Genomic DNA, 24597 nt, shown 5'->3' on the forward strand with positions numbered 1-24597 from the left:
GCATGGAACCCATTTACGATGCCAACGGCACGGCCGTTGGTTGGCTCAAAGACAATGTCGTCCGTAACCAGTCGGGAACGACGGTGGCATTCATCAACCGCGAAACCGTCTACGACCTGTCAGGCAGCGAGCTTGGGAAGTTCTCTTCGGGCTTCTTCCGAACCAATGGTGAGGCGTTCGCGTTCGTCCGAGGGGCGACCGGCGGCCCATTGTTGCCACTGCCGTCGCTACCTCCGCTACCGCCGCTTCCTGATCTCACGCCGCTGCGCCCGTTGTTTGCCTTGCCGATGCTCGCTTACCTTCCAACCTTCAGTTGGAGCGCTCATGGCCCAGCTAAGGTAGTCCCCGGCCTCTAGGTCAGTCGCCGGCGGCGAGGGCCCGCAGCTCGCGGGGCACGATCTCCGGCACAAGCAACTGCTGCGCCGGGGACAGGCCGAGCGCTCCAAGGATCCGGCGGATCACATCAGCGACCAGCAGACCCTGCGACTCGGCGAGTTTGACCTTCCGCTCCTCAATCCCGGCCTTCAGCGCCAGGCTGCAGACCTTCGCGAGGTGCTCCCGCTCCGCCATGTACAGCTGGTACCACGTGTTCGGGGCCGCCTTCTCCGTGACCGTGTCCACCGGGCCCTGCGGCCCGACACCCTGATCCGTTTGCGTCCGGCCCCACGTCAGCTCCGAATCCTGCAGCTCCTGGACCTTGGACCGCAACCAGGCCACATGCCCGGCCGTCCAATGGATCTCATCCAGCAGCGCTTTCCCCGGGTCCACGTCGATCGGCAGGCCAAGCGTCGTCACAGCCCGGGCCATCTGCTCCCGCGCCGCAGCCTCAGCCACGCGCCTAGCGGTGGCCGCCATGACCTGCGGGGCCTTCCCGCCATGCATCCGACACACCGCAGCACCCTTGATCGGATGATTACCACACCGCTCACCGGACCGCTTCGTCGCCTTGCACTGCATGGGGTCCCCGTAAGCCTCTCAACGTGCATGGTGTGAGTTGAACGCGTCCGCGGTTTGGGCTGCAGTCCGAGCCATTCAACCGGGGTGCGTAAGACGTCGCCCGGCACCACTGCTTGGCGGACGCGTTCAATGGGTGGACGGGTACCGGCTGGATCGCGTTGCCTCGATGGTTGGTCGATGCGCTTTCCCCGTCAGTGAGCTGCCGGGGTTCGAACCCGCAGACGCCCCGTTATGCGTCCAGCCCTCCGCCCGGCCAGTCCTGAGAGGGTGCCTGGCCGGCGCTATTCGGTTATGAGTCGTGGCCGGCACTTCCCAGTGAGCGGCGTGCGCTTGACCCTGCGCGGGAGATGAGGGCCCCTTTCGGTTGTGTGTCTCATCTATGCCCACGGCGTCAGGTAGCGCCTGCCCGGCCTGTGGGTGGTTGCAGATGAGGCCCGCCTAGTCTGGGGGACACTGGCGGGCCTCAAGTCTGTGTACGTGCGCGGGGGGCTTTTCAGCCACTCCTCGCAACATATCCACTACCTACGTTACAGCGGTTGTGCAGAGTTGTCTACTGTTCCGCATTCTGAATATGCGGCGTGTCGCGTCATAGGCACACTTCCGGGAACTGCCCCTCCCGAACCTTCGGGGCGATCTTTTCGAGGCTGGCTTTGAAGTCGGCGGGACCGTACCCTAGAGCGAAGTTCCGGAGGCTCTTCACCTGGTCGATCTTGGAGCAGGGCCACGGCGTGCTGCATTCGGTACACCAGAGGTTCCGCTTCATCCGGTCGAGGAAGTCCGCCTTGCGGTTATCGGCGCTTGAGAGGCTCACGTCGATCCGGCCGGAGACGTAGGGGACATGGAGGTCCATGGTGCGGTCGGCCCATGCGGCGATCACCTCGAGGCGGCCCTTCAGCTCCTCGATGCTCTCGCTCTTCTTATCCATCATTCTCTGGATGCTTTCCCGGTTGGTGGCGATGTACTTGCCATCGGTGATCCTCATGCGGCTTTCCTTTCACGGCGGGCGGCCAGTGCGGCTTTGGAGCGGTCCCAGAGGTTGCGGACCTTGCGGAGCTGATAACGCTTGGCCGGGATGGGCTGGTCCATGATCTCGGCCATCCACCTGTCCCACTCATTCATGTGGGTGAGCTTGCCGCGGTTCACCCATTGCCGGATGGTGCCCTGGGGGAGGGCTTCGAGGGTGACCGGGTCGGAGAGGATGCGGGAGATCTCGGCGGCCGTCCCGGTGGCGGGGCCGGCGGCGGTGAGGGCCCGTTCCCTCCAGTCGGTGACGTCCCAGGTGCACCCGCAGGTCTGGCAGCGGGCGTCCGGGGTCCCCGGCTTCGCGTAGACCGGTGTCCCACACTCGATGCCGCCGATGTCTTCGGGGCAGATCCCGGCGAACACCCGGGGCGCGGTCCGGTCCATCGCCCTCCGGCAGTCTTTCAACGAGTCGTGGAGTTCCTGCTTCAGATCCGGCGCCCAGTCCGCGGCCCTCACTTCGCGGATCTGTGCGAGCAGCAGGGCCGCGGCTTTGACGGCGTGCGGCTGCCGGTCCCCGAGGGTCGCGGTCCAGCCGGTGAGGATGACGTTCAGAGTCCGGCCGGCGTCGTACGCCCTCGAGTTGGTCGGTTCCATCGGGGCGGAGTGCCCGGACTTCCCAACCGACCCGGCGCCGACGTCCATCCTCGCGGCGGAGGCCCAGAGCGCTTCGACCATGGACTCGACCTCGCGGAGGTCCGCTTCGAGTCCTTCGGTGCAGCGGGCGCATAGTGTCATGCCCTGCCCTGTTCCCCCATCACAAGCGCCACATGTCATACCATAATTGTACCGGAAGTTCCGCACTGTTCCGCACAATCGGGCGTGTCGCCGCCGGACAAGATGCCCCGGATCTTGCCGTAGTCGAACCTCCCCGAACCCCAGTCGAGTTCCAGCGCGTGGAGGGCCTGCCGGTTCCGGCGTTCCGCCTCACATGTGGGCGTCGGACTCTCGTCTGCCAACTTGAACTCCTTGAGGGGCGCATCGTATGGGCGCCGGGCGGCATACAGGTGAGCGTTCTTGGCGGCGACGTCTTGGAGTTTCTTCTCAAACTCCGAATTGACTACGCTCATGCTGCCACCTTCGTCCAGGCGCCCGCTGGGGGGCGGTTGTACAGGTTCACGCCGTCGAGTGTCGCGACGTTGCGGGCGTGGTCCTCGTTCGGTTCGCTCATCACGTCCCCCCAAACATCGGTGCCCCATTCGGTGGCCCCGATAGCACCGATGGCGGGCGCAACGTACCAATCCTCCACCTTGGCCCGGGCTTCCCGTTGCCGGAGGGCGTCGTAGTCCGGCATCCGCGGGCTCACGGGGTCGGCTCCAGTGCGACCCGGATGTGTCGGGCGTTCTCGACCATCTGCGCCCCATTCGTCAGGATCGCGATTGCGATGTCCGGGTCCGGGATGGTCTTCGAGAATGCCATGTCGCTCTCACCTCCCAAGGTCCACCCGATCGCCAGCCGATCGACGGCGTCCAGCTTGGCGGCCTGTTCCCGGACAAGGGCGAGGAGGAAAGCGCGGTCAGCGGGTGCGGCGAGGCCGGGCGTCCCGTATTCGGCGTACGCGGTGGCCCTGGCTTCGATGGCGGCGAGACGGTCGGCCGGGTCCCCGTCGCCGCCGGCCATGCTGATCTGGTACTCGTCGGCGCTCATTGTGATCCTTCCGTCTTGGCGGCGGCCTTAGTCGCAGCCCGCGTCTCGGCGTGGTGGTCTTTGTCGTAGTGGAGGTGGCATCCCTGACACATGGCCTTGAGGTTCTCGTCCTCGCAGTCCTCCGGGGTGTGGTTCAGGTGCGCCGTGGTCAAGACGACGTTGGAGCCGGTGCCATAGGCGGGCATTCCGTGGCGGTTCGGGCAGCGGCTGGCGTGGGTACCCCGGCCACACTCGCCCAAGCACTCGCACTGCCCTTCGGCGCGCTCGAACCTGATGCGGTGGCTAATGGCTCGCCAGTCCTGCGGGTAGCGGAGCTTCTCACTGGCACGGATCGGGCTCATGCTGCGTACCTTGGCGCTTTCGTGTAGGTGGCGCGGGCGTCGGCCCGTTCCTGGTCGGTGAGTGCAGCCCATGACAGCTCGGTGTGGTTTTGGGCGGAGATGACCTTCGCCTCCTGCGGGTCCAGCCGGGGCGGGGGTGTCGGCCGGGTGCGGCGGAAGAGGCGGATCATGCGCAGCTCACCGCCGTCTCGGTCCGGGCCGTGTGGACGGTCACCGGGTGGTGGACCACAATGTTGCCGGTGATCTCGACGCGGGTCTCCGTCTCGGCTTTCATGCGGCGGCCCGGTGTCCGCGGATCTCGGCCTGGATGGCTTCGTACCGGGCGCGGGCCTGCGCGGCGTCCGTGCCGGCCTGGGCGAGGTCCCGGTCGGCGCGTTCACTGGCGACCTTCGCGATGACCAGTTGCCGGCGGAGGATCGCGGCCTCCAGTTCCGGGGGGACTGTGATGCCGCCATTGCTTGTTGCGCTCATGATGCGATCCTGTCTGCGTCGTTGTGCGTGAACAGTTCGTTTCGCTTGGCGATGACCACCGCTTCCGCCTCGTGAACCGTGGCGAATGAACCGAGATAGTGAACGCTTCCCTTGTGGACGACCTGCGCTTTCCAGTTCCGGCGGGACCCGTTCCAGATCACCCCACGGGTGCCCGAGCGGCCATGGCCCTCACTCGCCCGGTTCTCCATGTTTTGCTTCTGGGTCGTGGGTCGCAGGTGGCGCGGGTTGACACACTCTCGGGTCCGGCATTTATGGTCGATCTGCATACCTGCCGGGATGGGTCCGACGTTGATCCGGTAGGACAGCCGGTGCGCGTAGTCGGTGCTGCCGTTCATCCGCGTGCGTCCATAGCCGGTGGGGTACTTGCTGGCAGTCCACCCCCAGCAGTCATCAGGCCTCTTGGCCTTGGTTACTTTCCGCCAGAAGGCCATTACCTGCTTCTGGGTCAGTGCTACAGTTTCCAATGTCCGGTGCTCCTCAGTTGCTTGAGTTGAGTTCGGGCGCGAGGCCTTCGGTTGATTCAGAACCGGGGGCCTCTCTTGCGTTCCCTACTGTTACTTATCTTACCACCAAAGTTCCGTAATGTTCCCTTATTGCGGAACTGATTCCGGCGTGTCGAGTTCCGTGATGGTCAGGACCAGCGCGGCCGGACCCTTCGCCCCGGGCAGCAGGAACGGGCCCTCGACAAACTCATTCGAATCATCCGCACAGAGCCCGAAGTCGATCAGCCCGTCGACCGCGGCCTTCCCCGTCTGGTAAAAGTTCATCGCGTCATACGTCCCGGCGCGTTCCTTCACCACGAGCCCGTCAATCCGGACCCGGGCGAGTCCCTGGGGGAGCCCGGCCGCCGCTGCCGCCTCGTTCGCGTTCGTCCGCCAGCCTGCCGTGATCGGCGCCGTGACCCGCCAGTGGTCCCGGTCGTTCGCGTTCAGCCACGGGCCGCGCTGGAAGATCTTCCCCGTCTTGCGCTTCCGGACCGGCTTCACGAATGGCGCCGGGACGGTCACCTCCCAGACCCTCACGCGATGCCGTGCCGGTAGTCGCCGGGCTCATGGGACATGCTGTTCACCGACGCGAAGTGCGGGCGCCACGCGAGCCGGATCTTCCCCGTCTCGCCATGCCGGTTCTTCTCGATGATCAGTTCGATCTCGCCCTCCATCTCCTCGTCCCGGTGCAGCAGGATGATGTTGTCCGCGTGCGCCTCGATGCCGCCGGACTCCCGCAGATCAGCCATCGTCGGTCGCGGGTCGGTCCGCTGCGTGGATCCGCGGTTGACCTGAGCGAGGACCAGGACGTGGGTGTCGAACTCCTTCGCGAGGTGCTTGCAGTCCTCCGCGATCCGCGACACCTGACGTTCCCGGCTGTCCCGGGTATCAGCCGGCGCGCACAACTGCAGGTAGTCGATGATGACCAGGGGCAGCGGGCCGCGGCGCTTCCACGTCCGCACGGTCGCCCGGATCTGCGCCATCGTGATCCGGCTGGCCTCCTCGATGTACACCGGCCACTCCGCGACGCGGGCGGTGTGGCGGGCAAGTTTGGACCAGTCGGCCTCCGAGAGGTTCATGGAGTTGATGCTGTGCAGGTCGATGCCTTCCGTCGCGGCAGCCATGCGCCCCACGACCTCGTGCTCTTTCATCTCCAGGCTGAAGAACCCGACACCGTAGGAGGACGCCGCGACGGCCGCGCACCCTGCCACCAGTGACTTGCCGACGGCGGGCCGGGCGCCGAGGACCGTCATCTGTCCGGGGTGCCAGCCGCCGTTGAACTTCCGGTCCAAATCCGTCCATCCGGTCGGGTACGACCGGCCCTTCGGGGCAGACCACAGGTTGATGGCGTCCTCCAGTGCGGCGGCGTAGGTCCGGACCCGGATACCGGTCGCCTCGTTCGCCGTGGAGTCCAGGACCGCCCGGGCATCGTCGAGGACCTGCTCTGTTTCGTCCCACGAGGACGTCATGGACATCTGCTGCAGCTTCACCCCGACGTCGGCGAGCCTCCGGAGCCGGGCAAGACCGGTGATGACGTCCGCGTGGTAAGCGGCCGCAGAGCGCACAGGAGCCGCGCTCATGCACTCGTGCAGGTAGATGGCCTCGATGCCGGGGATCGGCGCCGCAATGAGCCTCTGCGCGATCGCCATCGCCGTTATTGGGCGGCCGGCGCGTGCCTCCGTGAGGATCATGTCCCACAACTCCTCATGCTGGGGCCGGTAGAAGTCCTCGCCCTTGAGCGTGAGGTCATCCAGCACCCGCTGATCGAGCATGGCCGCACCGATCACCGCCCGTTCCGCGTCGATGTCCTGCCGTGGCGTCCTGTCATCGTTCATGCCGCTTCCCCCAATTTCCGTTTCGCTTCTTCCAGACGCTCCGCCTTGTGCGTGGCGCGCTGCTGCTTCTTCCACTCAATTTCCCCGGCCACGTCCAACCCCTCCGGGGGTGTGCCCGGGGACCAGACGTCCCGGCCGAGGACCGACTCAACATCGATCAGCCCATCCGGGGATGCCCCGGACTTGTTCTTCTCCCAGTCCTCCACCGCGGCCAGGCGCAGCTGGTCGTACTTGGCCCGGAACTTCGCCATCGACAGGACGTTCTTCCGCCAGAACCCGTTGCCCTGGGCCCAGCGGATCAGGTTCTCCGCCTTCGCCGGTTCGCGGCCGTCGAGGTCGATCATGCGGCGGGCCTCATCGGTCCACGTCTTGGTGATCTCCGGGCGGAGTGAGCCGTTGCGTTCGATCAGGTCCGCCAGGATGGTGCAGAGCTGATCGACGTCTTCCCGGATCTCGCTTGAAGAAGCTTTAGCTTCTTCTTTAGGGGTCGGGTCGGGTCGGGTCGGGTCGGGGTGTCCGGACACCCGCTGGTGTCCCTCCGTCTGTCCCTCACCCGTCCCGCTGGTGTCCCGCAGGGACTTCCTGTAATTCGCCTTCCTGATCCGCTCCTTCTCGCGGGATTCCTCCAGCTCGGCGCGGGTCGGCTGATACTTACCCCAGTTGTGGAACCTCCACCCCGGACCTTGGGAAACGGCCGAGCCCTCTTGTGACCCGTCAGTAACTTCGATCCAGAGCCCGGCCCGGACGAGGTTCGCGACGAGTGCCGGGGTCCCGCAGAGCTCCTCGAGGACGTATTCGGGGATGAACCCGTCGGACTCTTCCTGCGCCGACCACGTCCCGGCGAGGATCCACAGGCCGAGGGCCTGCGCCCGGTAGCGGCGGGGGATCTTCAAGACGGGCTTGCTGGAGTGGAACGCGTCGTCGACTTTGAACCAGGCCATCAGGCGGCCCTCCGTGCTGTTTCGTACGCGACCCGGTGGGCGTTGTGAGCCTCGCGGCAGGGCGTGCAGGGGATCGTCCCGGCCCGGGTGTGACGGTGGTAGGCGGTGTTGGTCCCGCAGCTTGCGGGGTCGTACACACCGACCGGCCGGGGCGGGGGCGGGTTCTTCGCCCTGACCGTGTCCTTCCACGCCCGCAAGTACGCGGTGTTCGCCGACCGGCACGGACCGCACTGCGCCTGATCGTGGCGCTGGTGCTGCCGGTACCCTGCCCGGGTGCCGCACTTGGCCGGGTCGAACGGTACCCACCCCTTTGCCGGGCCGGGTGTGCTCTTCCGTGGCGCGGGCGGGGTGATGACGTCGCGGCCCGTGCCCCGGTAGACGTAGCCCATTACGCCGCCACCTCCAGGCTCCGGAGGTTCTTCATGAGATGCACCACGTCGGCCCGGCCATACCGGAGGCAGAGCCGCTCAAGGGACTTGAGATTCGTGAACCCGGTCCGGGACAGGATCTCCGCCTGCCCCGCGCCGGAACGGATCAGGAACAACACATCGTTCACGCGCTCCTCACCGTGCACCATGGGCGTTTCGGTGAACACTGCCGGGCAGGTCGCCGGGTCGTCGATCGTTTCGTCATCCCACGCCAGTGGCGGGAGCCAGCTGTGCGCCTTGGCGTAGTTCCGGGCCCGTGTCGCGGCGGACTTCGAGTGCCAGTCCGTGCCGGTCTGGGGCTGGTTCCAGAGCTCTTCGTACAATGCCTTGACCTTTCGTGCGGTGTTGGCGTGGACCTGTTCGGCGCGGATCGTGCGGTTGAAGTTCTGCGGGTCCACCCCGATCCGCTGCCCGATGCGGGACTGCGACCAGCCGATGGTGACGAGCGCCTGGATGCGGCGGCGGGTGCCAGTCGCGTCGATATGGCGGGCTCCGGCCATGTTCTCCAGTGAGGGCTTCACGGCGAGGATCTGCTCCGCCGTAGTCCGGTGCACCCGGGGGTAGGGTGCGTGGCCGCGTTCGGGCCGGCCGTAGAGGACCGCGCCGACCGCTGAGAGGGACACGCCCGAGAGCTTTGCGACCTGCTTGTAGGACACGCCGTGTTCCATGAGATAGCGGATGTGGGCGCGGACCGGTTCGGCGTCGACCCGGCCGGTGTCGTAGCGGCCGTAGAGTGTCTGCCGGCGGCGGTTGCGTTCGTAGGCGGTCGCGGCTTCGCGGCAGTCGTCGCAGCGGCACTTGTCCACGACGTAGGTCGTGCGGTTTCCGTGGGTGTGCTGGGCGCGTTTGCACACGCAGTCACGCTTGATGCCGTCGCTCATGAGGCCACCGTCCCGGAGAAGTCAACGGCACCGCCCGGGCGCACCTTCACAGTACGGTCAACCTTCACCGGGAAGCCCGAGCGGGTCACCTTTGGGGAGCCGTACAGTGTGTGGCAGCTATGGCAGTACGAGTAGAACCAGGACTCTTCCTTGTCGGCCGGGTTGCGGCACGCGCCGCCACCCAACATCCCCTTAGCCCCGCACCACCCGCATCCCTTCTCCGCCCAAACGCACGAGTACACGGTGAACGGCGGCACTGGGGCGACCTCGCCGAGTTCCGCGAAAATGTCCGACTGGCCGGCGATCTCCGCGCTCATGCCGCGTCCCGGTTGAGGAGGGTGTGGGCGGTGGACCGGGTGACGCCGAGAGCTTCACCGAGGGCCTGGTAGGTGGCGCCGTCGTCGTGGGCGACACGGGCCGCCCGCTTGCGCAGGCCCTTGAGGGTTTCGTACAGGTGGGACACGTCGCGGAGGATGGTCAAAGAATCTTCGACCGGTGGTATTGCGGGCGCGCCGGTATTCGGGTTACTGTTCATCAGAACCATTCCTAGGTTGTTGTTTGGGACCCGTCGGCGTTACAGCGCACGGCGGGTTTCTTTTTGTTTGACTGTTCTTACAGTGTACCCGAGTGTTCCGTAGTTTTCCCCATTCAATACGCGCTTCTGTGCGTGTCGCTACTTATTTCTTACTCACTCTTCCCGGGAACAACGAAGGACCCGCCCGGCGTGATGCCGGACGGGTCCCAGGTAGTTCAGGAGTAGAGCCTAAAACGGAGGTTCGGACTCCGGTCCGTTGCCCCAGGCGCCCGAGGTGGAGGCGCCGGCGTTAGCCGCTGCCGGGGTGTTGCCGCCCCAGTCATCGCCCGATGCCTGGCCGCCGTTGCCGCCCTGCCCGTTGCCTCCGCCGGAGCGCTGGGTCCGGTTCACCTTCGCGTTCGCGTACTTCAGGCTGGGCCCGATCTCGTCGACCTCAAGTTCGATCACGGTCCGCTTCTCGCCCTCCTTCGTGTCGTAGCTGCGGGACTTCAGCCGGCCCTCAACGATGACGCGCATCCCCTTCGTCAGGGACTCGGCGACGTTCTCCGCGGCCTCCCGCCAGACGCTGGCCCGGAGGAACAGGGTCTCGCCGTCCTTCCACTCATTGGACTGGCGGTCGAAAGTGCGCGGGGTGGACGCGAGAGTGAAGTTCGCCACCGCGGACCCCGACGGGGTGAAGCGGAGCTCGGGGTCGCTGGTCAGGTTTCCGATCACGGTGATGGTGGTGTCATTTGCCATGGTTACGCTGCTTCTTTCGTTGTGATTTCTCGGTTGTAGATGTTGTCGATCAGGTTCCAGGTGCCGGTCGCGAGGTCGTAGAAGGGTTCGTTCTCCGGGACCTGCCAGCGGCTCAACTTCCAGCCGTACTCCCGGGCCGCCGCAGCGGCCTTCGGGTCAGACTCGATCCGGCCGTTCATGTCCGAGCAGAGGACGATGATGTTCGCGGGCCGGTCCAGGTTCTTGGATCCGCCCATGCCGCGGCCGGCGCGGTGCTGGGGGACGAACGTGTCCTCCCGGCCCACACACCCGCAGACGCAGTGCAGATCCCGGGCGAGGTAGAGGGCGAACTGGCGGCCGTTCATGCGGCCATCGCCTGCCCGGCGCCCTGCGCGGCCCATTCAGACTTGATTGCTGAGTTCAGGGACCGGCCGATGTCGAGCCGGTCCCGGAGGACCTGGATGGATTCCCGGGCCGCCCGGAGGACCTGCGCCGCGATCTCCGAGTCCAGCTTCGCCGTCTCCGTCTCCAGGATGGCCGTCTGCTTCCGGAGCCCTTCGGCCCCGGTGGCCGCGATGAACGCCCGGGCATAGGCCACCTCGTGCCGGGCCTTCGACCGGACGGCCGCCTCATCGAGGCGGGCGATCTCCTCCTGTTTCGCGTCCAGCTGCCGTCCGAGCTGGGCCAGCATCAGAATCACGTCGTTCGTCGTCGGGGTGCTCATGCCTTGATCAGCCCGTCCTCGATCACAACACCGACCGTGCCGGACTCGTCGACCCGTTCGATCCACAGCTGGAAGTCGTTCGTCACCGCGAGGTCATCGAGGAGTGCCAGGCTCTTGGTGTCCAGCAGGGACCCGTCGCGGATGTGCATCATGCGCAGCTTCGGGTTCAGGGCCATGCCCATCGCGGTGGAGACGCGGAGCTGCTCGGCGGAGGATGCCTGCTTGAGCGGGACGCCGTTGTAGGTGACTCCGGTGTCGTCGAAGCCGAGGCCGTCCAGGGGGAGCGTGGTTTCCCGGATGCCCTTGGCCTTCATGGCGTCGAGCTCCTCGAGTTCCCGGGTGTGCTTGCCGTACTCGCGGCGGGCGGTGAACATGCGGGCCTCGACGTCGGCGCGGTGCTTCTTGGACCGGACGTGCCGGTTGGTTCCCTCGGCGCCGTTGATCTGTTCCTGGATGGTGGACAGGTCCGGGAGTTCCGGCGCCCATTCCAGCTGTTCGGACAGCGCCGCCTTCGCCGTCTCGATCTCCGCTATCCGCCGGGTGAGTCCGGCGAGCTGCTCCCGGAACCCGTCCAGGCTCGAATCCATTTCCTTGAGCTTGAGGGTGTCCTGGACACGCTGCGTGTGGGCGGCGTCTGCCTGCCGGTATTCGTCCAGCAGGGCAGTGACAGACACTTCCTCCTCCGGGGTTCCTGCCGGTGCTTCCGGCAGGCCAGCGAAGGTCGCCTCGAACTGCTTCACGTCCCGGCCCACGTCGGTGCGTGAGTCGTAAAGTTCCTTCCGGGTCTTCTCCACCTCGGCCGGATCGAAGGGCAGGGTCACGACGTCGAGCAACGACTTCAACTGCGCCTTCTCGTCCTGCTGCGCGAAGGCCAGCGGGTCAAAGGAGAGGCGCCCGACGAGCCCGTCCAGCATCGACTGCGGGGAGCTGAACTTCGCGCCCTCCACGTTCTCCACCGCCAGGGTCGTCTTCTCGCCCTTCCACTTCCGGGTCACTATGATGTCGCCGAGATCCAGCCGCACCGACGCTTCCGTCTCCCCGTCCCGGATGACCCGGGTGTTGGACTTCGCCGCGGGGCCGCCGCCGAGCGCCAGCCAGATCGCGTCCAGAATCGAGGACTTCCCCTGCGCGTTGGCGCCGGCCAGGATGACGGTGTTGCCGTCGGGAGTGATCTCGATGGCTTTGAGGCGCTTCACGTTGGAGGCCTGCAGGTTGATGATCTTCATGGTCATGCGCCGATCTGCGGGAGGGAATGTCCGGGGTTGATGCTGGCGAGTTCGCCGCCGCGGTAGGCCTCAAGGACCCGCGCCTGGCCGTCCTTGCCGCCGACGTACGTGACGGTGAACGACGTCGGTTCCGCGGCCGGGACGTACGTCACGCCTTCGACGGGTTCGCCGCCGTCCGTGATGTACGTGTTGGCCGCGAGCTTGTATTCCTTGGGAATGATCTTCTCGACGTCGGCGCGCAGCTTCCGCTCCGTCCAAGCCTCAACGGCGGGGTGCTCGACCTCCTCGACGAGGTCCGGCCGGTTCCACTCGCACCACTCCAGCAGGGCCTCCTCGTCGACCTTATGGCCGGGCTTCGGTTCGGCCAAGGTGAACGTCGCGACTTTCTCGGCGCCCGGGATGTGGATGGTGAAGGACTTCGTGCCCGTCTCCCGGTACTGCTCGAGGAGGGCCGGGAGGAGTTCCTTGCGGCCGCCGTCAGTTTCGGTCTTGACGAGGTCGGCGAGGGTCTTGAGCAGCAGGAACCGGAGGTTCCGGTCTTTGAAGGTGGGTTCGGTGGTCATGCTACTTTCCCTTCCAGCGGGATGTCGGTGAGTTTGGCGAGTTCGGCTTCGATGGCCGGGAACATCGGGTAGGTCTCGGCGAGGTTGGCGCGTTTGCCGAGGTTGCGGAGGGCTTCGAGGGCGTTGCGGTTGCCGATGGCGGCCCGGAACTGTGCGTTCCAGTCCGGTGCCTGGTTCTGTGCGGCGGCCTGCCGTGAGTGGAGGGCCGTGGCGCCGGCGTCCTCCGCCAGGGGTGCCGCGGCTTCCGGCTCTTCGACGGCGGCCGGGGTTTCCTCCGGGGCGATGACCGGGGCATCATCGTCCACGCCTTCCTTCGCCGGGTCCGCGTCCGGCATGACGAGCGTCCCGCCGACCAGTGGGCCGAGCGAGCCCTTGTTGTAGAGGGACAGGCCGAACTGGTCGCCGAGGTTGATCGCGGCCCGCTTGAGTGCCTGGGACTCCGCGGTCTTCATCGCGAAGTCGTGGGCGTCGCCGAGCTTGAAGAGCGGGAAGTTCGGGGCATCCCCGGAGGCGTACTCGGTGTACGTGGCGAGCAGTTCGCCGTCGGCGGCCCGGACGGTCAGCCGGTAGCCGGCCCGGTAGACGACCGTCACCGCTTCGGTGCCCTTGTTCGACTTGCCGTAGTTCTCCGCGATGAGGGTCATCTCGATCACGTCACCGGACCAGCGGCCGAATCCGAAGATCCGGTTCAGGTGCGCCCGGATGTCGTAGGCCTCCATGTGGGTCTGGCCTTGGGACTGGTGGACGCGGCGGGCGTTCAGCGGCCGGAGGAGCTGGCCCATCTGCGTCTCGGTCAGGTAGCTCATCGTGTCAGTTCCTTTTTCTCGGTCCAGGCGTCGATGCCGGACTGTGCAGGGTGGGTGTGTGCGGGGAGGGTGGTCGTCTGGGGAGCGCCGTCGGTTTCGCACCGGCACTGGCAGACGTCACCGCCGCAGTCGGGGCAGGTGTACAGCTGCCCGCAATAGCAGGCGCTCACCGGTCGTCCCGTTCGGGCTCTTCGTCGTCGACGTCGTGGACCTTGCAGAGGTCGCCGTCGTCCTCGACTTCCTCCTCGCAGTACTCGGCTGGGGAGTCGAGCGTCTGGCGGTAGGTCTGGGCGGGGCAGTAGATCGTTTCGGCGCTCATGTGCGGGGCCTTCCGGTGTGGGCGATCGGGAGTTCGGCGTCGTGCCGGAGAGCCGGGCGGAGGAACGCGGCGGCCATGACGGCGGCGGCGAGGACAGCGATCGTCATGACTGCTCCCAGCGGGTCGGCACGACGCCGAGGATCTGGACGATCTCCCAGACGAACGCGAGGAGCAGGCCGCCGCGGACGTGCTCGCGGTTGTCGACCGTCCCGGCGCCGTTGACCTCCAGGTTCGGGTGGGTGCCGGCCGAGATCGTGCGGAGCTCCTTGGCGTAGGCGACGAGGACGTCGGTGTCAGCCCAGCGGAGGTCCTTGTCAACGAGGTAGGCGAGGCGCCGGGTGAGGGATTCGAGTTCCATCTCGGACGGGCCGTGAATGCTCATGTCCTGGGCGAAGGCGTTGACCTCGGCGTAGACGATCTTGACGGCGAGGTCCTTGTCGAACAGGTAGGCGCTGCGGGTAGACTGCAGAAGAGTCATCACTTCGGGTTCCAATCGGTAGTGGTGGTGTTGAGGTCCGGGAGTTCGCGCTTCCGGGCCTCTTTGTTGCTATGGATCAAACATACCCTATGTTCCGTACTGTTCCATACATTTGCGGAAGAAAAAGGCAAAAATAAAAGACCCCGTGTCGGAACGTGCGGAACTTCCTCACAGGAGGGCCTCCCACACGCCGACCGGCCGGCGCTCCACCGTGAACTCCGGGGCGCGTTCATGGGCGTACTGTTCGGCCCATGCCCGTGCCTGGCCCTCGGTGTTGAACCCGATCTCCGCCGTGACGTCACCGGCCATCACCGCGTACTCCCAGCCGGCCTGTTTGATCCAGCCGAGCCGGTGCATCGCCCCGACCGCTGCGGCGGCCTGAACGTCGAGCAGGTGGTCCGGGGTGTGCGCGGCGCCCTCGGAGTCGTTGATCGCCTGCCGGACCGCGGCCCGCAGCTCCTCCTCCGGAGTCACGCCTTCACCTCGTTGGCCAGTTCGAGCAGGACGTCGGCGTGGCACGGCTGGCCCGCGTGGCAGCGGCACACGAGATCCTTGCCGCGGAGCTGGGCCCTAATCTCTCCCACCGTCGGGCGGCCCTCCCAGGGGATGCCCATGAGGCCCGTGTTCCGCGTGTCACTGCGGCTAAAGGCGGGGCGGTCAGGCCACTTAGTGATCGGCGTCAAAAGCCACTCACGGTAATCGTTCACAAGATACTGGCGCGTCATCGTCGCTAGGCCAGACTCGCCGCCCTTGAGTTGCGCGGCGAACGGGTTATAGAGCTTGGAGCGCGGGCCGACCCATACTGCGCCCTTGCTTGGCGTCCAGTCCTTGGTGCGCTGGAGTCGCTTCGGCCGTTGGATCTCGATGCCCGGCGCGACAATGGAGAGATGGGTCCCGTAGTGCTCGGCCCGGTAGTGGGCTTCCATCTCGTCATGGTTCGCTTGCGGGTCGATGCCGGTCACCTTGTGGTCGCACCACCGCTGGAAGAAGCAGTTGACGGTGAACGTGTCGAACAGTGTTTCGCTCATCGGTTCACCCGCGGCTGGCGGCGCCGGTAGTCCTCGACGTCGGCCGCTGGGATGCGGATGTGGTTCGACTGCTTCCCCTTGCCGGTCTTGTAGGCGTTGGGGAAGTTCCCGGACCGGGTCATCGTCCTCACCGTTTCGGGGTGGAGGCCGAGCTGTTCGGCGACCTCCGTCACTTTCAGGTCGCTCATGCGGCTGCCTTTCGTTGGGCGTAGGAATCGGCGGTGAGGATGGCCTCGCGGAAGGACAGCAGGACGATCGAGTCCAGTCCTTCCCGGGGGGTGACGAGCCAGAAGTACCGGCCGGTCAGGGCGCACTGGTCGCAATCGCAACGTTTGAGGCGGATCTCACCGGTCCCGCGCCGGAGCGTCGGGGAGGGGCGGTGGCTGGCGGTGCCGCCGTCGAGTTCCCGGACCTGGTAGGGGAAGTCCTCGTTCGGGCGGATGGCGAGGATGCGGCCGATGGTCCCGTGCTTGTCCGCGATCACGTCGCCGACCTTGAACTTGATCGCGCTCATGCCGCGCTCCAGACGCGACAGGCCCCGCCGGAGCGTCCCGGCCGTCTGCTCCGGTGGTAGCCGACGGCCTTGATCAGGCCCGCGTCGTGCGCCTGGCGGAAGATCGTCCCCCACATGTTCGGGTGCGGCGGGTCCCGGAGTTCGGCCTTCTCGGTCAGCGTGTACGCGTCGAACGGGCGTCCCTCCGCCGCGACCTTCAGGAGCGCCTCGTGCGCGTCCGCTGACCAGTCCAGGTCATCCAGCACCGCGGCCCTCACGCCGTCACCTCGTGGATGACGATGGCCGGGAGGATACCCTCCGGGGTGCTGTACGGTTCCTGGCCGGTCCGGACCCACCCCCGCGGGTACTTCAGGTGGGCGTGGCCGTCGTCGTCCTTCACGACCGAGCCGACCGGGAGCGCGTCGAGCTCTTCGGCCGTGGTGATCGGGCGGGGCTTCGCCCACCCAGCTTCGATTAGGTAGTCAAGCGCAGACCTCTCCGCGTCATAAGATGCTCTCCAGTCACGGGCCAGCTCGTCGCGGGCGCTCATCGGGCGACCCCCGCACGGTCGACGTCGTTGTGCGTGAACAGTTCGAGGCGCAGTGCCTTGGCCGCTTTTTCGGCTTCCAGTTGCGTCGCGTGGTTACCGGCGCTGAGCACCTTGCCGTGGTGCCCGACCCGCGCCTGCCAGACGTTGTGCTTCTCATTCCACGACACGCCACGGACGCCCGACCAGTTGTCCACATCCGCGCCCTGTCGGTTCTCCGTGTTCTGCTTGTGAGTCGTCAGGCGAAGGTGCGCAGGGTTCACGCACCCCGTGTTGAAGCAGACGTGGTCCACCTCCATGCCGTCCGGTACGGTGCCGTGGATCAGTTCGTAGGCGAACTTGTGCGCCATACCGAGTCGTCCGTCGTAGCGGAAACGCCCATAGCCGCCCTTGCCTTTTGCGGCTGTCCAGTTCCAGCAGGAGTCGGTCCGTTCGACCTTTTCCCAGAATCGCTCGATATCTACATCCGAGCGGGTCTTCTCGCCCTTGCCGATTGAACTCCGGATCGACGTCGCGTCGACCTTGAGGTAGCGGGCTGCCTTGATGAGCTTGCCGTCCGTGATAGCCCGGCGACCCGTTTCAATCTGGGCGATGCTGGAAGCTCGCTGGAATCCGACGGCGACTGCCAACTCCGCCTGGGTGATTTCGTTGTTGAGGCGGAGCTGGCGGATTAGGCGCCCGGTTCGTTCCGGGTTGTCGTCAGCGTGGCGGCGACTTGATCGCCGGTGTGTGGTTGGTTTTGATGTGCTCATATTGGAAGTATATGGAACAGTACGTAACAACGCAAGGATGACGCACCGACACTACGTAACTCGCTACGGAATCACATCCATGTAATTTTCGAATACGTATTCGAATGGGTACTCGCTTCCCCACAAACGGGTAGTGTTCCGCGTCAAACTCCACTTGTTGGATCGGGAAGTCGGGTGAATCATGGGGCTGTGACCGAATCTGAAGCACTCGAAATTATTGGCCGGCTCATCAAAGAAGGCCGCCTCGAAAAGGACCTCCGACAACGCCCCTTCGCCATCGAGGCCGGGGTCGATACGAAGACCCTCGCGACCATGGAGGCGGGCAAGCGCGTGGCGTGGGAAACCAACCAGCGCAAGGTAGAGAAGGCTCTCGGTTGGCGGGTCGGGTCCATTCAGGAAGTGCTCGACAACGCCCCGGACGCCCCGCCCGAATCGGTCACGCTCGCATCCATGAAAGAGGGCGGCGCGGAAGCCTCCTGGCAGGACCTCGCGACCGAAGAGTCGAAGGTCACGGAACAGCCCGTAACACGCGCTAACCAACTCACCGACGAGGAACTCCTCGCCGAACTTTCATATCGTTTCCGTAACTATAAAAACCGGTTTCTCAACGACGCCTAACGGATTCGTAAGCGTGCACAGGTACAGCACATACCTGTGACAAACACGGAACACTGCGGAACGGGTATACCCTGACTCCATCATCACCACGGCGGTAATGATTTTGTGGCACGGGGGAAGTACCAGATGTTGAAAGACAAATCCTTGGCAGTCGGGGCACCGCCCGATCGTTCCGCACGCATGCACCAGCGCGGGCACACCTACTACGGGACCGCTTGCCCGGATCGGTGCGAGTTGGTGGCCCGGTGGGCGGCGCGGCGCCTCATCACACCCCGGGCTTACCTCCTCGCCGCCCGGGCCTCCCAGGACCTTGACGGGATGGCCGCGCTCTTGGGCGTCACTACGGCCGACTTGTGCGCGTACATTGCCACGCTCGACCCGGATGAGTGGCTGATCATGCAGGACATGGTCGGCCGGCGGCTCCGCTGGAAGGTCTGACATGAGGGTCGAGGACAACTGGGTCCGGAAGGACCGCACCCGGACCGCGCTCTACGGCACCGGAAAACGCTGGCGGGCCGTCTGGACCGAAGGCGGGACCGAACGGAAGAAATCCTTCGACGTCAAAGACGCCGCCCGGGCACACCTCGCCTGGGTTGAGCACAACCAGCGCGCCGGGACCTATGTCTCCGCCGACCGGGGCCGGATCTTCGTCCGCGACCTCATCGACGCCTGGGTCGACACCCAGATCCACCTCAAACCCTCCACGATGGCGGCCACGAGATCCGACGTCCGCGCCACGATCAAACCGTACTGGGGCGACAAGATCCTCGCCGACATCCGCCGCGCCGACGTACAAGCCTGGGTGACCGGGATGACCAAAGCACCGCGGACCGTCGACACCATTTACGGCCGGTTCCGGAAGTTCCTGAACTGGTGCGTCGATGAGGGCCGCATCGTCGCGTCACCCGCCAAAGGCGTAAACCTCCCCAAAGGCCAGAAGCGGGAGCACATTTTCCTGACCGTGACGCAGGTTGGCCGGCTCGCCCGGGAGATCGACGAACAGTTCGCGGACCTTGTCTGGTTCCTCTCCACCACCGGGCTCCGGTTCGGGGAGGCCGCGGAACTCCGAACCCGGGACGTCGACGTCAAGCGCGGCCGGGTCAGGGTCGCCCGTTCCGTCACGGAGGTCGACGGGGCGATGGTCATCGGGCCGCCGAAGAACGGCCGGGAACGGACCGTGCCGTTGACCGCGTTCATGGCCGAGAAGCTGCGGGTTCGGCTGCAGGGCAGGGGCCGGGACGTGCTGATCTTCCCGTCCGAGCGCGGACATCATCTGCGCTCGAACAATTTCAAGACCCGCGAGTACGACACTGCGGTCGAGGCGGCCGGACTCCCTAAGGGGCTGTGGGTCCACGACCTACGGCACACCGCGGCGTCCCTCGCCGTCCACTCCGGCGCCTCCGTCAAGTCCGTCCAACGGATGCTCGGCCACGCCTCCGCTGCCCTCACGCTGGACATTTACAGCGGGCTCTTTGACCAGGAGCTCTCCGACGTCGCGGACCGGATGGACGCCCTACTGAATCCTGACTCTCCCTGATTCCTCCTTGGACCCCCAAAAATCCGCGCCATGACGGGCGGAAGCGCCACGTTTACACCGTGGATGTCATCGGTTCGATCCCGGTAGGACCCACCCAAAGAACCCCGTCAGTGCAGCCCCCAAGGGCTCACGGCGGGGTTTTTGTGTGCGCTGAAACGGGCGCGCGAACCATGGTGCGCCGGGGTCCGTGCGGGAGTGGTCGCGTCCGTGTCGCCCCAGGGGGGGGCGCCAACCAAGATTCGCTGTGCGCGGGTGCGCGTACGCGCGAGCCGGATACTGCCGCACAGCTCATCCGCATCCGTTCCACGGTTCCATCCCGAGTGCGAAAACCGAAAGTGTCGTAGCCAAGTGGCAGAGTTTGGGGCATGGAAGCCATCGGAGGTTTCGTCCCGTTTCAGGCCGCCCGGTCTGGCGCCGAGATGCTCCTTGGATCTAATTGGCTGTCGCCCGCTCCAAACGCGGCGGATGACGTGGACTGTGCCCTGGATGGGGCGTTGGTACTGCTGGGCTCGGCAAAGGGGGCGGCAGTTTCTGATGCAGCGCTGTTCGGAGTGACCGAGGCCTCGGACTTTGCCGGCTGCGTGGAGGAGTTGTCCCGGGTGGTGGACTTCCTGCAGCTTGTGGCCGCGGCGGCGGTGGACCGGACCCGGAGCCAGGCGGCGGCTTCAGCCAGGAACGCGGCTGCGGCGTCTGGTGCCGGTGCCCCTGCCGGCTGGTTGACCGGCTGGAACACTGAGCCGACGCCGACGCCGACGCCGACGCCGACGGCTGCCGTGCCAGCGGCTGCCGGGCGGGAGGACGGTTGGAACGTGCCGGGTGGTGCGGATTGTGCGCAGGGCCGGGTTGATGACGGGTTCCGGAACAGCACGGAGTTCCTGCGGGCGCGGCTGCGGATTACCGCGGTGGAGGCCCGGCGGCGGCTGGCCCTGGCTTCGGAGGTTCTGCCGCGGTCCGGGGTGTCGGGCCAGACCCTGCCGGCGGTGCGGGAGGAACTCGGGGCAGTCCTCGCCGCCGGGGACATCGCCTCACGCGCGGCGACCCTGATCAGTCTGTCCCTGGGCCGGGTCCGGCACGTGGCCGCGCCCGGGGACGTTGCCCGGATGGAAGATGCCCTGACCTGCACTGCGGTGGAGAACGATCAGGATTTCCTGGCCAGGATCGCGAAGCGCTGGACCGACGCCCTGGACCAGGACGGTGCGGAACCCAGTGAGCAGGAACTGCGCCAGCGCCAGGGCGCGTTCATCCGCCGGGTCCACCGCGGGCTGCAGCATCTGGAAATCTTCGCCACACCCGACCAGTTCGAACACCTGCTCACGGTCATGAACACCGCCACCAACCCGCGGACCGGCGCCGGACGCGGCGCGGGCACCGCCGAAAATCCCGGTCCTGAGGCCAGAACTGAAGCTGGCGCCAACGCCAACGCCAACGCCAACGCCAACAACACGGCCGCCGCGAACTCCGGCTCCGGAGCGGCTGTGGACGATGCTGCTGCGGAGGAGTCGGCCGCGGCTGCGCGGCTGGATCAGCGCACCCGGCCGCAGCGGCTGCTCGATGGCCTGGTCGGTGCCTGCAAGGTGGCCCTCGCGGCCGGAGATCTGCCCGCCGCCGGAGGCCTGCGCCCCCAGGTGATGGTCACCATCGACTACCGGGACCTCCTTGAACAGCTCGGCGGCACCGGCCCGCAGACCCGCGGGCCGGGATCCGGCGCGGGGACCCTGATGTTCACCGGACCGGTCACGGCCTCGACGGTGCGGAAAATCGCCTGCGACGCGGACATCATTCCCCTCGTGCTCGGCGGCAACGGCCGCATCCTGGACATCGGCCGGGCCTCACGGGTCTTCCCGCCGCACATCCGCAAAGCCCTCAGCGCCCGGGACGGCGGCTGCGCGTTTCCGCAGTGCCCGGTGCCCGCGCCCTGGTGCGAGGCCCACCACATCAACTACTGGTCCCGCGGCGGAACGACCGGCACAGAGCAAGGCGTGCTGCTCTGCACACACCACCACCACGTCATCCACAAGGAACAATGGACCATCCAGGTCCGCACCGGCATCCCCTGGTTCATCCCGCCACCACACCTGGACCCACGCCAGCTGCCACGCCGCAACCGCTACTTCCAGCTCGAATGAACCCGAAGCCCGCCACCGGACCTGCGGTGTGACCGGCCGCCCACGCCGCCGGGCGTCCGGGTTCGGAGCAAGGCCGCGGAATTGTCACAGCCTCGCCCTACCGTGGCTCGCATGGAACACGTATTAGTGAAAACTGGCCCCGATGGAAGGCCCCAGACGGTGCTGCGCGGCGGTCGCGAATGGCTGGTTGGTGCGGAGCCGGTGCGCTGGTTCGAGCGGGTGAGCTGGTGGGAGGCCGAGCGGCGGATGCCCAAGGGACTGAGCCGCGTCGACGTCGAAGTCTGGCAGATCCAGGCGAGACTGGGCCGGAACCAGGGTTCTGCCCTCACAACCATGGAAATCGTTCGTGACGGCCTGGGCGGCGGCTGGCGGCTCCGGGAGGCCATTGCGGACGCGGCCTAGGCTGAGCATCACCTGCCACTGCGTCCGGACGGACGGGGGCATTGGAAAGGCCTTCCACCGCGACTATTGGGGGATGCCGCGGTGGAAGGCCTGAGACGAATATACCGCGAATATTTGGAAATGAGAAACACTCTCCAGCGATTCCGGGCCTGATAAATGCCCAGTCGATGGCGTTATTGCTGGCCACTCGGGGTAAACCATGGCGAGAAGATGGGGGAGGCGCCCGCCTCCGAGGAACCGGCAGGCTGCCCTGGCAACGAGAGCCCTGGCTTAGGGTCGCTGGACCGCGACAAAGACTCTGGGCTGGTTCTTCCACTCGGGTTCCATCTCGGAGATGGTGTTCCGCATAATCCGGTCCGAGGCCTCGCGGGCCGCCACTGGCTTCCCGTCGGCGATCGCTTCCGCCAGGTCCACGTGCCACTGCAGCGCGGTCGCCCGTGGATGGTCCGGCATCAGGCCGTGCACCGTGCGCCCGGTCAGCGTCTCCGCCACCTGGCCCACCATGTTGGCAAACATTTCGTTTCCGGAGCCTGTCAGCAGCAGCGAATGGAAACGGATATCCAGTTCTAGAAACCTCGGCACGTCCCCGGCCTGCCCGGCTTCGCGCATCGCGTGCGAGACATCGACGAGCTCGCGGCGGATCTCCTCGGGGGCGTTGGCAGCGGCCAATTCGGCGGCGACGGGTTCGACGGCGGTGCGCAACTCGGCGAGCGAACGCAGCTGTACGCCGCGGCCTTCGCCAGCGAGGCGCCAGCGGATCACCTGGGGGTCGAAAGGGTTCCAGCGGGCGGCTGGCAGCACCCTGATGCCTACCCGCTTAGTTGTTTCCACCAGGCCCAGGGACTGAAGGACACGTACGGCCTCGCGGACCACCGAACGGGACACCTTGAGTTCATCTTCGAGGTGCTCCGCCAGCATGATGTGGCCGGGCGGCAGGGCGCCTGCGACGATGCGTGTGCCGAGGTGCTCGATCGCACGGTGGTGGAGGCTGGTTGACATAGTCGTAAGCATAGTGGGGCAGCCGCTGTTCCAGACGATGTTCCAGCGGACGTTTCGGCCGAGGTTGCCCGCCAGTGGCGGCGCGGGGCGCGGGAAATCATAGACTGTATGTGACGTGCCATATTCCGCCACGTGGGCAGGGCTTTCCAGCCGCCCGCGGAAATACATATGGTTTATTGACAGCCACTGATCCCAAGAAGATGGTCCCGCCTTCCGCGCGGGAGGAACTGCACTCGTTGCACAGAATGAATTGGAGTTTTGATGTCAGCACACATCGGTGTCACCGGCCTTGCGGTGATGGGGGCCAACCTCGCCCGCAACCTGGCCCGTAATGGCTTCACCGTTGCCCTGCACAACCGGTCCGTCGAAAAGACCGATGCCCTGCTGGAGAAGCACGGCAAGGACGGCGACTTTGTCCGCACGGAGACCCTGCAGGAACTCGTCGACTCGCTGGAGAAGCCGCGCCGCGTGCTGATCATGGTCAAGGCCGGCAAGCCGGTCGACTCCGTGATCGAGCAACTCGAGCCGCTGCTGGAACCGGGCGACATCATCATCGACGCTGGAAACTCCCACTATGAGGACACCCGCCGCCGCGAAGCGGCCCTCGCCAAGAAGGACCTGCACTTCGTCGGCATCGGCGTCTCCGGCGGCGAGGAAGGTGCCCTCAACGGCCCCTCCATCATGCCTGGCGGCTCCCGTGAGTCCTACGACGCCCTGGGTCCGCTGCTGGAGAAGATCGCCGCCCACGTCGACGGCAAGCCCTGCTGCGCCTGGATCGGCACCGACGGCGCCGGACACTTCGTCAAGATGGTCCACAACGGCATCGAATACGCCGACATGCAGGTCATCGGTGAAGCCTTCGACCTGCTGCGTTCGGGCGCGGGAATCGAGCCTGCCGAGCAGGCCAAAATCTTCGAAGAGTGGAACAAGGGCGACCTCGCCTCCTTCTTGATCGAAATCTCCGCCGAGGTCCTCGGCCACATGGATGCGAAGACCGGCAAGCCGTTCGTCGACGTGGTCGTGGACGCCGCTGGCCAGAAGGGCACCGGCCGCTGGACGGTCATCTCCGCGCTCGAGCTGGGCTCCCCGACGTCGGGCATCGCCGAATCGGTCTTTGCCCGGGCGCTCTCCTCGCAGACGGAGCAGCGCAAGCTGGCCCAGGAGCTGCTCGTTGGGGCCGAAGCCGACGTCGAGATCCCCGAGAGCTTTGTCGAGGACGTCCGCCAGGCGCTGTACGCCTCCAAGCTGGTGTCGTACGCGCAGGGGCTGGACATGCTCACCTCGGCCGCCAAGGAATATGGCTGGGACCTGAAACTGGACGAGATCGCTTCGCTGTGGCGCGGCGGCTGCATCATCCGCGCCGAACTGCTCAAGGAGATCACCAAGGCGTACGCCGCGGAGCAGAAACCGGCCAACCTGCTGTTCGCCCCGGCCTTCACCAAGGCGATCGCCGACGTCCTTCCGGCCTGGCGCCGGGTCGTCTCCACCGCTGTGCAGCTCGGCATCCCCGTGCCGGTGTTCTCCTCCTCGCTGGCGTACTACGACGGCCTGCGCCGCAAGCGCCTCCCGGCCGCCGTGATCCAGGGCCAGCGCGACCTCTTCGGAGCGCACACCTACGGCCGTGTTGACTCCGCAGGAACTTTCCACACCCTTTGGGGAGAGGACAAGTCCGAAATCGAGGCAGTGGACACCCACTAGTT

General features: G+C 66.2%; 39 protein-coding genes and 1 tRNA gene. 8 read left to right on the forward strand and 32 right to left on the reverse strand.

Going from position 1 to position 24597, the window contains the following annotated elements; all coding sequences use genetic code 11:
• Window positions 1-2 precede the first annotated feature (2 nt).
• Entirely contained in the window at window positions 3-356 is a 354-nt protein-coding gene (locus tag AC50YM_RS06540) for a 4-fold beta flower protein (protein ID WP_494956159.1), read from the forward strand.
• A gap of 1 nt (window position 357) precedes the next feature.
• On the opposite strand, the gene AC50YM_RS06545 is transcribed toward AC50YM_RS06540, so the two are convergent.
• The 31 genes from AC50YM_RS06545 to AC50YM_RS06695 form a co-directional block, all read right to left on the reverse strand.
• Window positions 358-957 (reverse strand): HGGxSTG domain-containing protein, encoded by a 600-nt coding sequence (locus AC50YM_RS06545; protein ID WP_494956160.1) that lies wholly within the window; start codon window positions 955-957, stop codon window positions 358-360.
• 586 nt (window positions 958-1543) lie between these two features.
• Complete coding sequence (locus AC50YM_RS06550) at window positions 1544-1939, reverse strand: hypothetical protein (protein ID WP_494956161.1); 396 nt, start codon at window positions 1937-1939, stop codon at window positions 1544-1546.
• Window positions 1936-2715 carry a hypothetical protein gene (locus tag AC50YM_RS06555; protein WP_494956162.1) on the reverse strand — a complete coding sequence of 260 codons (780 nt, stop codon included), beginning with the start codon at window positions 2713-2715 and terminating at the stop codon, window positions 1936-1938. The genes AC50YM_RS06550 and AC50YM_RS06555 overlap by 4 nt, the downstream gene beginning before the upstream one ends.
• A gap of 35 nt (window positions 2716-2750) precedes the next feature.
• Window positions 2751-3047, reverse strand: a complete 297-nt coding sequence (locus AC50YM_RS06560; RefSeq protein WP_494956163.1) for a hypothetical protein — start codon at window positions 3045-3047, stop codon at window positions 2751-2753.
• Window positions 3044-3283, reverse strand: a complete 240-nt coding sequence (locus AC50YM_RS06565) for a hypothetical protein (RefSeq protein ID WP_494956164.1) — start codon at window positions 3281-3283, stop codon at window positions 3044-3046. Before AC50YM_RS06565 ends, AC50YM_RS06560 begins: the two co-directional genes overlap by 4 nt.
• Window positions 3280-3624, reverse strand: coding sequence for a hypothetical protein (locus AC50YM_RS06570; protein WP_494956165.1), 345 nt, complete (start codon window positions 3622-3624; stop codon window positions 3280-3282). Before AC50YM_RS06570 ends, AC50YM_RS06565 begins: the two co-directional genes overlap by 4 nt.
• Window positions 3621-3965, reverse strand: coding sequence for a hypothetical protein (locus AC50YM_RS06575; protein ID WP_494956166.1), 345 nt, complete (start codon window positions 3963-3965; stop codon window positions 3621-3623). Before AC50YM_RS06575 ends, AC50YM_RS06570 begins: the two co-directional genes overlap by 4 nt.
• Window positions 3962-4135, reverse strand: a complete 174-nt coding sequence (locus AC50YM_RS06580) for a hypothetical protein (protein WP_494956167.1) — start codon at window positions 4133-4135, stop codon at window positions 3962-3964. Before AC50YM_RS06580 ends, AC50YM_RS06575 begins: the two co-directional genes overlap by 4 nt.
• A 100-nt stretch (window positions 4136-4235) precedes the next feature.
• The gene (locus AC50YM_RS06585; RefSeq protein ID WP_494956168.1) at window positions 4236-4436 is read right to left on the reverse strand and encodes a hypothetical protein; all 201 of its coding nucleotides are present in this window, start codon (window positions 4434-4436) and stop codon (window positions 4236-4238) included.
• The gene (locus AC50YM_RS06590) at window positions 4433-4921 is read right to left on the reverse strand and encodes an HNH endonuclease signature motif containing protein (protein ID WP_494956169.1); all 489 of its coding nucleotides are present in this window, start codon (window positions 4919-4921) and stop codon (window positions 4433-4435) included. The genes AC50YM_RS06585 and AC50YM_RS06590 overlap by 4 nt, the downstream gene beginning before the upstream one ends.
• A gap of 126 nt (window positions 4922-5047) precedes the next feature.
• On the reverse strand, window positions 5048-5479 hold the full coding sequence (locus AC50YM_RS06595) for a hypothetical protein (protein ID WP_494956170.1): 432 nt from the start codon (window positions 5477-5479) through the stop codon (window positions 5048-5050).
• The gene (locus AC50YM_RS06600) at window positions 5476-6777 is read right to left on the reverse strand and encodes a replicative DNA helicase (RefSeq protein WP_494956171.1); all 1302 of its coding nucleotides are present in this window, start codon (window positions 6775-6777) and stop codon (window positions 5476-5478) included. The genes AC50YM_RS06595 and AC50YM_RS06600 overlap by 4 nt, the downstream gene beginning before the upstream one ends.
• Window positions 6774-7718, reverse strand: coding sequence for a phage replication protein O (locus tag AC50YM_RS06605; protein ID WP_494956172.1), 945 nt, complete (start codon window positions 7716-7718; stop codon window positions 6774-6776). Before AC50YM_RS06605 ends, AC50YM_RS06600 begins: the two co-directional genes overlap by 4 nt.
• A 388-nt stretch (window positions 7719-8106) precedes the next feature.
• Window positions 8107-9027, reverse strand: a complete 921-nt coding sequence (locus AC50YM_RS06610) for a hypothetical protein (RefSeq protein WP_494956173.1) — start codon at window positions 9025-9027, stop codon at window positions 8107-8109.
• Window positions 9024-9344 (reverse strand): hypothetical protein, encoded by a 321-nt coding sequence (locus AC50YM_RS06615; RefSeq protein WP_494956174.1) that lies wholly within the window; start codon window positions 9342-9344, stop codon window positions 9024-9026. Before AC50YM_RS06615 ends, AC50YM_RS06610 begins: the two co-directional genes overlap by 4 nt.
• Window positions 9341-9562 carry a hypothetical protein gene (locus AC50YM_RS06620; RefSeq protein ID WP_494956175.1) on the reverse strand — a complete coding sequence of 74 codons (222 nt, stop codon included), beginning with the start codon at window positions 9560-9562 and terminating at the stop codon, window positions 9341-9343. The genes AC50YM_RS06615 and AC50YM_RS06620 overlap by 4 nt, the downstream gene beginning before the upstream one ends.
• 228 nt (window positions 9563-9790) lie before the next feature.
• Window positions 9791-10300, reverse strand: coding sequence for a single-stranded DNA-binding protein (locus tag AC50YM_RS06625; RefSeq protein ID WP_494956176.1), 510 nt, complete (start codon window positions 10298-10300; stop codon window positions 9791-9793).
• Window positions 10301-10302: 2 nt separating this feature from the next.
• A complete protein-coding gene (locus AC50YM_RS06630; protein ID WP_494956177.1) occupies window positions 10303-10644 on the reverse strand; it encodes a hypothetical protein in 342 nt (113 codons plus the stop codon).
• Entirely contained in the window at window positions 10641-11003 is a 363-nt protein-coding gene (locus AC50YM_RS06635; RefSeq protein ID WP_494956178.1) for a hypothetical protein, read from the reverse strand. The genes AC50YM_RS06630 and AC50YM_RS06635 overlap by 4 nt, the downstream gene beginning before the upstream one ends.
• Window positions 11000-12235 (reverse strand): AAA family ATPase, encoded by a 1236-nt coding sequence (locus AC50YM_RS06640; protein ID WP_494956179.1) that lies wholly within the window; start codon window positions 12233-12235, stop codon window positions 11000-11002. The genes AC50YM_RS06635 and AC50YM_RS06640 overlap by 4 nt, the downstream gene beginning before the upstream one ends.
• Window positions 12232-12792 carry a hypothetical protein gene (locus AC50YM_RS06645; protein WP_494956180.1) on the reverse strand — a complete coding sequence of 187 codons (561 nt, stop codon included), beginning with the start codon at window positions 12790-12792 and terminating at the stop codon, window positions 12232-12234. Before AC50YM_RS06645 ends, AC50YM_RS06640 begins: the two co-directional genes overlap by 4 nt.
• On the reverse strand, window positions 12789-13598 hold the full coding sequence (locus tag AC50YM_RS06650; protein WP_494956181.1) for a Rad52/Rad22 family DNA repair protein: 810 nt from the start codon (window positions 13596-13598) through the stop codon (window positions 12789-12791). The genes AC50YM_RS06645 and AC50YM_RS06650 overlap by 4 nt, the downstream gene beginning before the upstream one ends.
• A 166-nt stretch (window positions 13599-13764) precedes the next feature.
• Window positions 13765-13917, reverse strand: a complete 153-nt coding sequence (locus tag AC50YM_RS06655) for a hypothetical protein (RefSeq protein ID WP_494956182.1) — start codon at window positions 13915-13917, stop codon at window positions 13765-13767.
• A gap of 103 nt (window positions 13918-14020) precedes the next feature.
• Window positions 14021-14395, reverse strand: coding sequence for a hypothetical protein (locus AC50YM_RS06660; RefSeq protein ID WP_494956183.1), 375 nt, complete (start codon window positions 14393-14395; stop codon window positions 14021-14023).
• A 168-nt stretch (window positions 14396-14563) separates the two neighbouring features.
• On the reverse strand, window positions 14564-14869 hold the full coding sequence (locus AC50YM_RS06665; protein WP_494956184.1) for a hypothetical protein: 306 nt from the start codon (window positions 14867-14869) through the stop codon (window positions 14564-14566).
• Entirely contained in the window at window positions 14866-15423 is a 558-nt protein-coding gene (locus AC50YM_RS06670) for a DUF4326 domain-containing protein (protein WP_494956185.1), read from the reverse strand. The genes AC50YM_RS06665 and AC50YM_RS06670 overlap by 4 nt, the downstream gene beginning before the upstream one ends.
• Window positions 15420-15611 (reverse strand): helix-turn-helix domain-containing protein, encoded by a 192-nt coding sequence (locus AC50YM_RS06675; RefSeq protein ID WP_494956186.1) that lies wholly within the window; start codon window positions 15609-15611, stop codon window positions 15420-15422. The genes AC50YM_RS06670 and AC50YM_RS06675 overlap by 4 nt, the downstream gene beginning before the upstream one ends.
• The gene (locus tag AC50YM_RS06680) at window positions 15608-15937 is read right to left on the reverse strand and encodes a hypothetical protein (protein ID WP_494956187.1); all 330 of its coding nucleotides are present in this window, start codon (window positions 15935-15937) and stop codon (window positions 15608-15610) included. The genes AC50YM_RS06675 and AC50YM_RS06680 overlap by 4 nt, the downstream gene beginning before the upstream one ends.
• Window positions 15934-16194: a hypothetical protein gene (locus AC50YM_RS06685; protein ID WP_494956188.1), complete on the reverse strand. Its 261-nt coding sequence runs from the start codon at window positions 16192-16194 to the stop codon at window positions 15934-15936. The genes AC50YM_RS06680 and AC50YM_RS06685 overlap by 4 nt, the downstream gene beginning before the upstream one ends.
• On the reverse strand, window positions 16191-16466 hold the full coding sequence (locus AC50YM_RS06690; RefSeq protein WP_494956189.1) for a hypothetical protein: 276 nt from the start codon (window positions 16464-16466) through the stop codon (window positions 16191-16193). The genes AC50YM_RS06685 and AC50YM_RS06690 overlap by 4 nt, the downstream gene beginning before the upstream one ends.
• Window positions 16463-17215: an HNH endonuclease gene (locus AC50YM_RS06695; RefSeq protein WP_494956190.1), complete on the reverse strand. Its 753-nt coding sequence runs from the start codon at window positions 17213-17215 to the stop codon at window positions 16463-16465. Before AC50YM_RS06695 ends, AC50YM_RS06690 begins: the two co-directional genes overlap by 4 nt.
• A gap of 189 nt (window positions 17216-17404) precedes the next feature.
• On the opposite strand from AC50YM_RS06695, the gene AC50YM_RS06700 reads away from it, so the two are divergent.
• From AC50YM_RS06700 to AC50YM_RS06725, 6 genes are all read left to right on the forward strand, one after another.
• Window positions 17405-17833: a helix-turn-helix domain-containing protein gene (locus tag AC50YM_RS06700; protein WP_494956191.1), complete on the forward strand. Its 429-nt coding sequence runs from the start codon at window positions 17405-17407 to the stop codon at window positions 17831-17833.
• 180 nt (window positions 17834-18013) lie between these two features.
• Window positions 18014-18271, forward strand: a complete 258-nt coding sequence (locus tag AC50YM_RS06705) for a hypothetical protein (RefSeq protein WP_494956192.1) — start codon at window positions 18014-18016, stop codon at window positions 18269-18271.
• A 1-nt stretch (window position 18272) separates the two neighbouring features.
• Window positions 18273-19370, forward strand: a complete 1098-nt coding sequence (locus tag AC50YM_RS06710; protein ID WP_494956193.1) for a tyrosine-type recombinase/integrase — start codon at window positions 18273-18275, stop codon at window positions 19368-19370.
• 26 nt (window positions 19371-19396) lie between these two features.
• Window positions 19397-19463 (forward strand) — tRNA-Val (locus tag AC50YM_RS06715).
• A gap of 272 nt (window positions 19464-19735) precedes the next feature.
• Window positions 19736-21496 carry an HNH endonuclease signature motif containing protein gene (locus tag AC50YM_RS06720; RefSeq protein ID WP_494956194.1) on the forward strand — a complete coding sequence of 587 codons (1761 nt, stop codon included), beginning with the start codon at window positions 19736-19738 and terminating at the stop codon, window positions 21494-21496.
• Window positions 21497-21607: 111 nt separating this feature from the next.
• Complete coding sequence (locus AC50YM_RS06725; protein WP_494956195.1) at window positions 21608-21898, forward strand: hypothetical protein; 291 nt, start codon at window positions 21608-21610, stop codon at window positions 21896-21898.
• Window positions 21899-22168: 270 nt separating this feature from the next.
• Here the strand turns inward: AC50YM_RS06725 and AC50YM_RS06730 are convergent, their stop codons facing one another.
• Window positions 22169-22897 carry a FadR/GntR family transcriptional regulator gene (locus tag AC50YM_RS06730; RefSeq protein WP_494956196.1) on the reverse strand — a complete coding sequence of 243 codons (729 nt, stop codon included), beginning with the start codon at window positions 22895-22897 and terminating at the stop codon, window positions 22169-22171.
• Window positions 22898-23158: 261 nt separating this feature from the next.
• Between AC50YM_RS06730 and gnd the strand changes: the two genes are divergently transcribed.
• Entirely contained in the window at window positions 23159-24595 is a 1437-nt protein-coding gene (gnd, locus tag AC50YM_RS06735; RefSeq protein ID WP_494956197.1) for an NADP-dependent phosphogluconate dehydrogenase, read from the forward strand.
• The last annotated feature ends 2 nt before the right edge of the window (window positions 24596-24597 follow it).

This window comes from Pseudarthrobacter sp. RHLT1-30-1 (assembly GCF_059383415.1).

What these genes read in the sequence shown, in the direction of transcription:
- AC50YM_RS06540 (WP_494956159.1), top strand. Translation starts at nt 3, where the DNA reads ATGGAACCCATTTACGATGCCAACGGCACGGCCGTTGGTTGGCTCAAA.
- AC50YM_RS06545 (WP_494956160.1), bottom strand. Translation starts at nt 957, where the DNA reads ATGCAGTGCAAGGCGACGAAGCGGTCCGGTGAGCGGTGTGGTAATCAT.
- AC50YM_RS06550 (WP_494956161.1), bottom strand. Translation starts at nt 1,939, where the DNA reads ATGAGGATCACCGATGGCAAGTACATCGCCACCAACCGGGAAAGCATC.
- AC50YM_RS06555 (WP_494956162.1), bottom strand. Translation starts at nt 2,715, where the DNA reads ATGACACTATGCGCCCGCTGCACCGAAGGACTCGAAGCGGACCTCCGC.
- AC50YM_RS06560 (WP_494956163.1), bottom strand. Translation starts at nt 3,047, where the DNA reads ATGAGCGTAGTCAATTCGGAGTTTGAGAAGAAACTCCAAGACGTCGCC.
- AC50YM_RS06570 (WP_494956165.1), bottom strand. Translation starts at nt 3,624, where the DNA reads ATGAGCGCCGACGAGTACCAGATCAGCATGGCCGGCGGCGACGGGGAC.
- AC50YM_RS06575 (WP_494956166.1), bottom strand. Translation starts at nt 3,965, where the DNA reads ATGAGCCCGATCCGTGCCAGTGAGAAGCTCCGCTACCCGCAGGACTGG.
- AC50YM_RS06580 (WP_494956167.1), bottom strand. Translation starts at nt 4,135, where the DNA reads ATGATCCGCCTCTTCCGCCGCACCCGGCCGACACCCCCGCCCCGGCTG.
- AC50YM_RS06585 (WP_494956168.1), bottom strand. Translation starts at nt 4,436, where the DNA reads ATGAGCGCAACAAGCAATGGCGGCATCACAGTCCCCCCGGAACTGGAG.
- AC50YM_RS06600 (WP_494956171.1), bottom strand. Translation starts at nt 6,777, where the DNA reads ATGAACGATGACAGGACGCCACGGCAGGACATCGACGCGGAACGGGCG.
- AC50YM_RS06605 (WP_494956172.1), bottom strand. Translation starts at nt 7,718, where the DNA reads ATGGCCTGGTTCAAAGTCGACGACGCGTTCCACTCCAGCAAGCCCGTC.
- AC50YM_RS06610 (WP_494956173.1), bottom strand. Translation starts at nt 9,027, where the DNA reads ATGAGCGACGGCATCAAGCGTGACTGCGTGTGCAAACGCGCCCAGCAC.
- AC50YM_RS06615 (WP_494956174.1), bottom strand. Translation starts at nt 9,344, where the DNA reads ATGAGCGCGGAGATCGCCGGCCAGTCGGACATTTTCGCGGAACTCGGC.
- AC50YM_RS06620 (WP_494956175.1), bottom strand. Translation starts at nt 9,562, where the DNA reads ATGAACAGTAACCCGAATACCGGCGCGCCCGCAATACCACCGGTCGAA.
- AC50YM_RS06625 (WP_494956176.1), bottom strand. Translation starts at nt 10,300, where the DNA reads ATGGCAAATGACACCACCATCACCGTGATCGGAAACCTGACCAGCGAC.
- AC50YM_RS06630 (WP_494956177.1), bottom strand. Translation starts at nt 10,644, where the DNA reads ATGAACGGCCGCCAGTTCGCCCTCTACCTCGCCCGGGATCTGCACTGC.
- AC50YM_RS06635 (WP_494956178.1), bottom strand. Translation starts at nt 11,003, where the DNA reads ATGAGCACCCCGACGACGAACGACGTGATTCTGATGCTGGCCCAGCTC.
- AC50YM_RS06640 (WP_494956179.1), bottom strand. Translation starts at nt 12,235, where the DNA reads ATGACCATGAAGATCATCAACCTGCAGGCCTCCAACGTGAAGCGCCTC.
- AC50YM_RS06645 (WP_494956180.1), bottom strand. Translation starts at nt 12,792, where the DNA reads ATGACCACCGAACCCACCTTCAAAGACCGGAACCTCCGGTTCCTGCTG.
- AC50YM_RS06650 (WP_494956181.1), bottom strand. Translation starts at nt 13,598, where the DNA reads ATGAGCTACCTGACCGAGACGCAGATGGGCCAGCTCCTCCGGCCGCTG.
- AC50YM_RS06655 (WP_494956182.1), bottom strand. Translation starts at nt 13,917, where the DNA reads ATGAGCGCCGAAACGATCTACTGCCCCGCCCAGACCTACCGCCAGACG.
- AC50YM_RS06660 (WP_494956183.1), bottom strand. Translation starts at nt 14,395, where the DNA reads ATGACTCTTCTGCAGTCTACCCGCAGCGCCTACCTGTTCGACAAGGAC.
- AC50YM_RS06670 (WP_494956185.1), bottom strand. Translation starts at nt 15,423, where the DNA reads ATGAGCGAAACACTGTTCGACACGTTCACCGTCAACTGCTTCTTCCAG.
- AC50YM_RS06675 (WP_494956186.1), bottom strand. Translation starts at nt 15,611, where the DNA reads ATGAGCGACCTGAAAGTGACGGAGGTCGCCGAACAGCTCGGCCTCCAC.
- AC50YM_RS06680 (WP_494956187.1), bottom strand. Translation starts at nt 15,937, where the DNA reads ATGAGCGCGATCAAGTTCAAGGTCGGCGACGTGATCGCGGACAAGCAC.
- AC50YM_RS06690 (WP_494956189.1), bottom strand. Translation starts at nt 16,466, where the DNA reads ATGAGCGCCCGCGACGAGCTGGCCCGTGACTGGAGAGCATCTTATGAC.
- AC50YM_RS06695 (WP_494956190.1), bottom strand. Translation starts at nt 17,215, where the DNA reads ATGAGCACATCAAAACCAACCACACACCGGCGATCAAGTCGCCGCCAC.
- AC50YM_RS06705 (WP_494956192.1), top strand. Translation starts at nt 18,014, where the DNA reads ATGCACCAGCGCGGGCACACCTACTACGGGACCGCTTGCCCGGATCGG.
- AC50YM_RS06710 (WP_494956193.1), top strand. Translation starts at nt 18,273, where the DNA reads ATGAGGGTCGAGGACAACTGGGTCCGGAAGGACCGCACCCGGACCGCG.
- AC50YM_RS06720 (WP_494956194.1), top strand. Translation starts at nt 19,736, where the DNA reads ATGGAAGCCATCGGAGGTTTCGTCCCGTTTCAGGCCGCCCGGTCTGGC.
- AC50YM_RS06725 (WP_494956195.1), top strand. Translation starts at nt 21,608, where the DNA reads ATGGAACACGTATTAGTGAAAACTGGCCCCGATGGAAGGCCCCAGACG.
- AC50YM_RS06730 (WP_494956196.1), bottom strand. Translation starts at nt 22,897, where the DNA reads ATGTCAACCAGCCTCCACCACCGTGCGATCGAGCACCTCGGCACACGC.
- gnd (WP_494956197.1), top strand. Translation starts at nt 23,159, where the DNA reads ATGTCAGCACACATCGGTGTCACCGGCCTTGCGGTGATGGGGGCCAAC.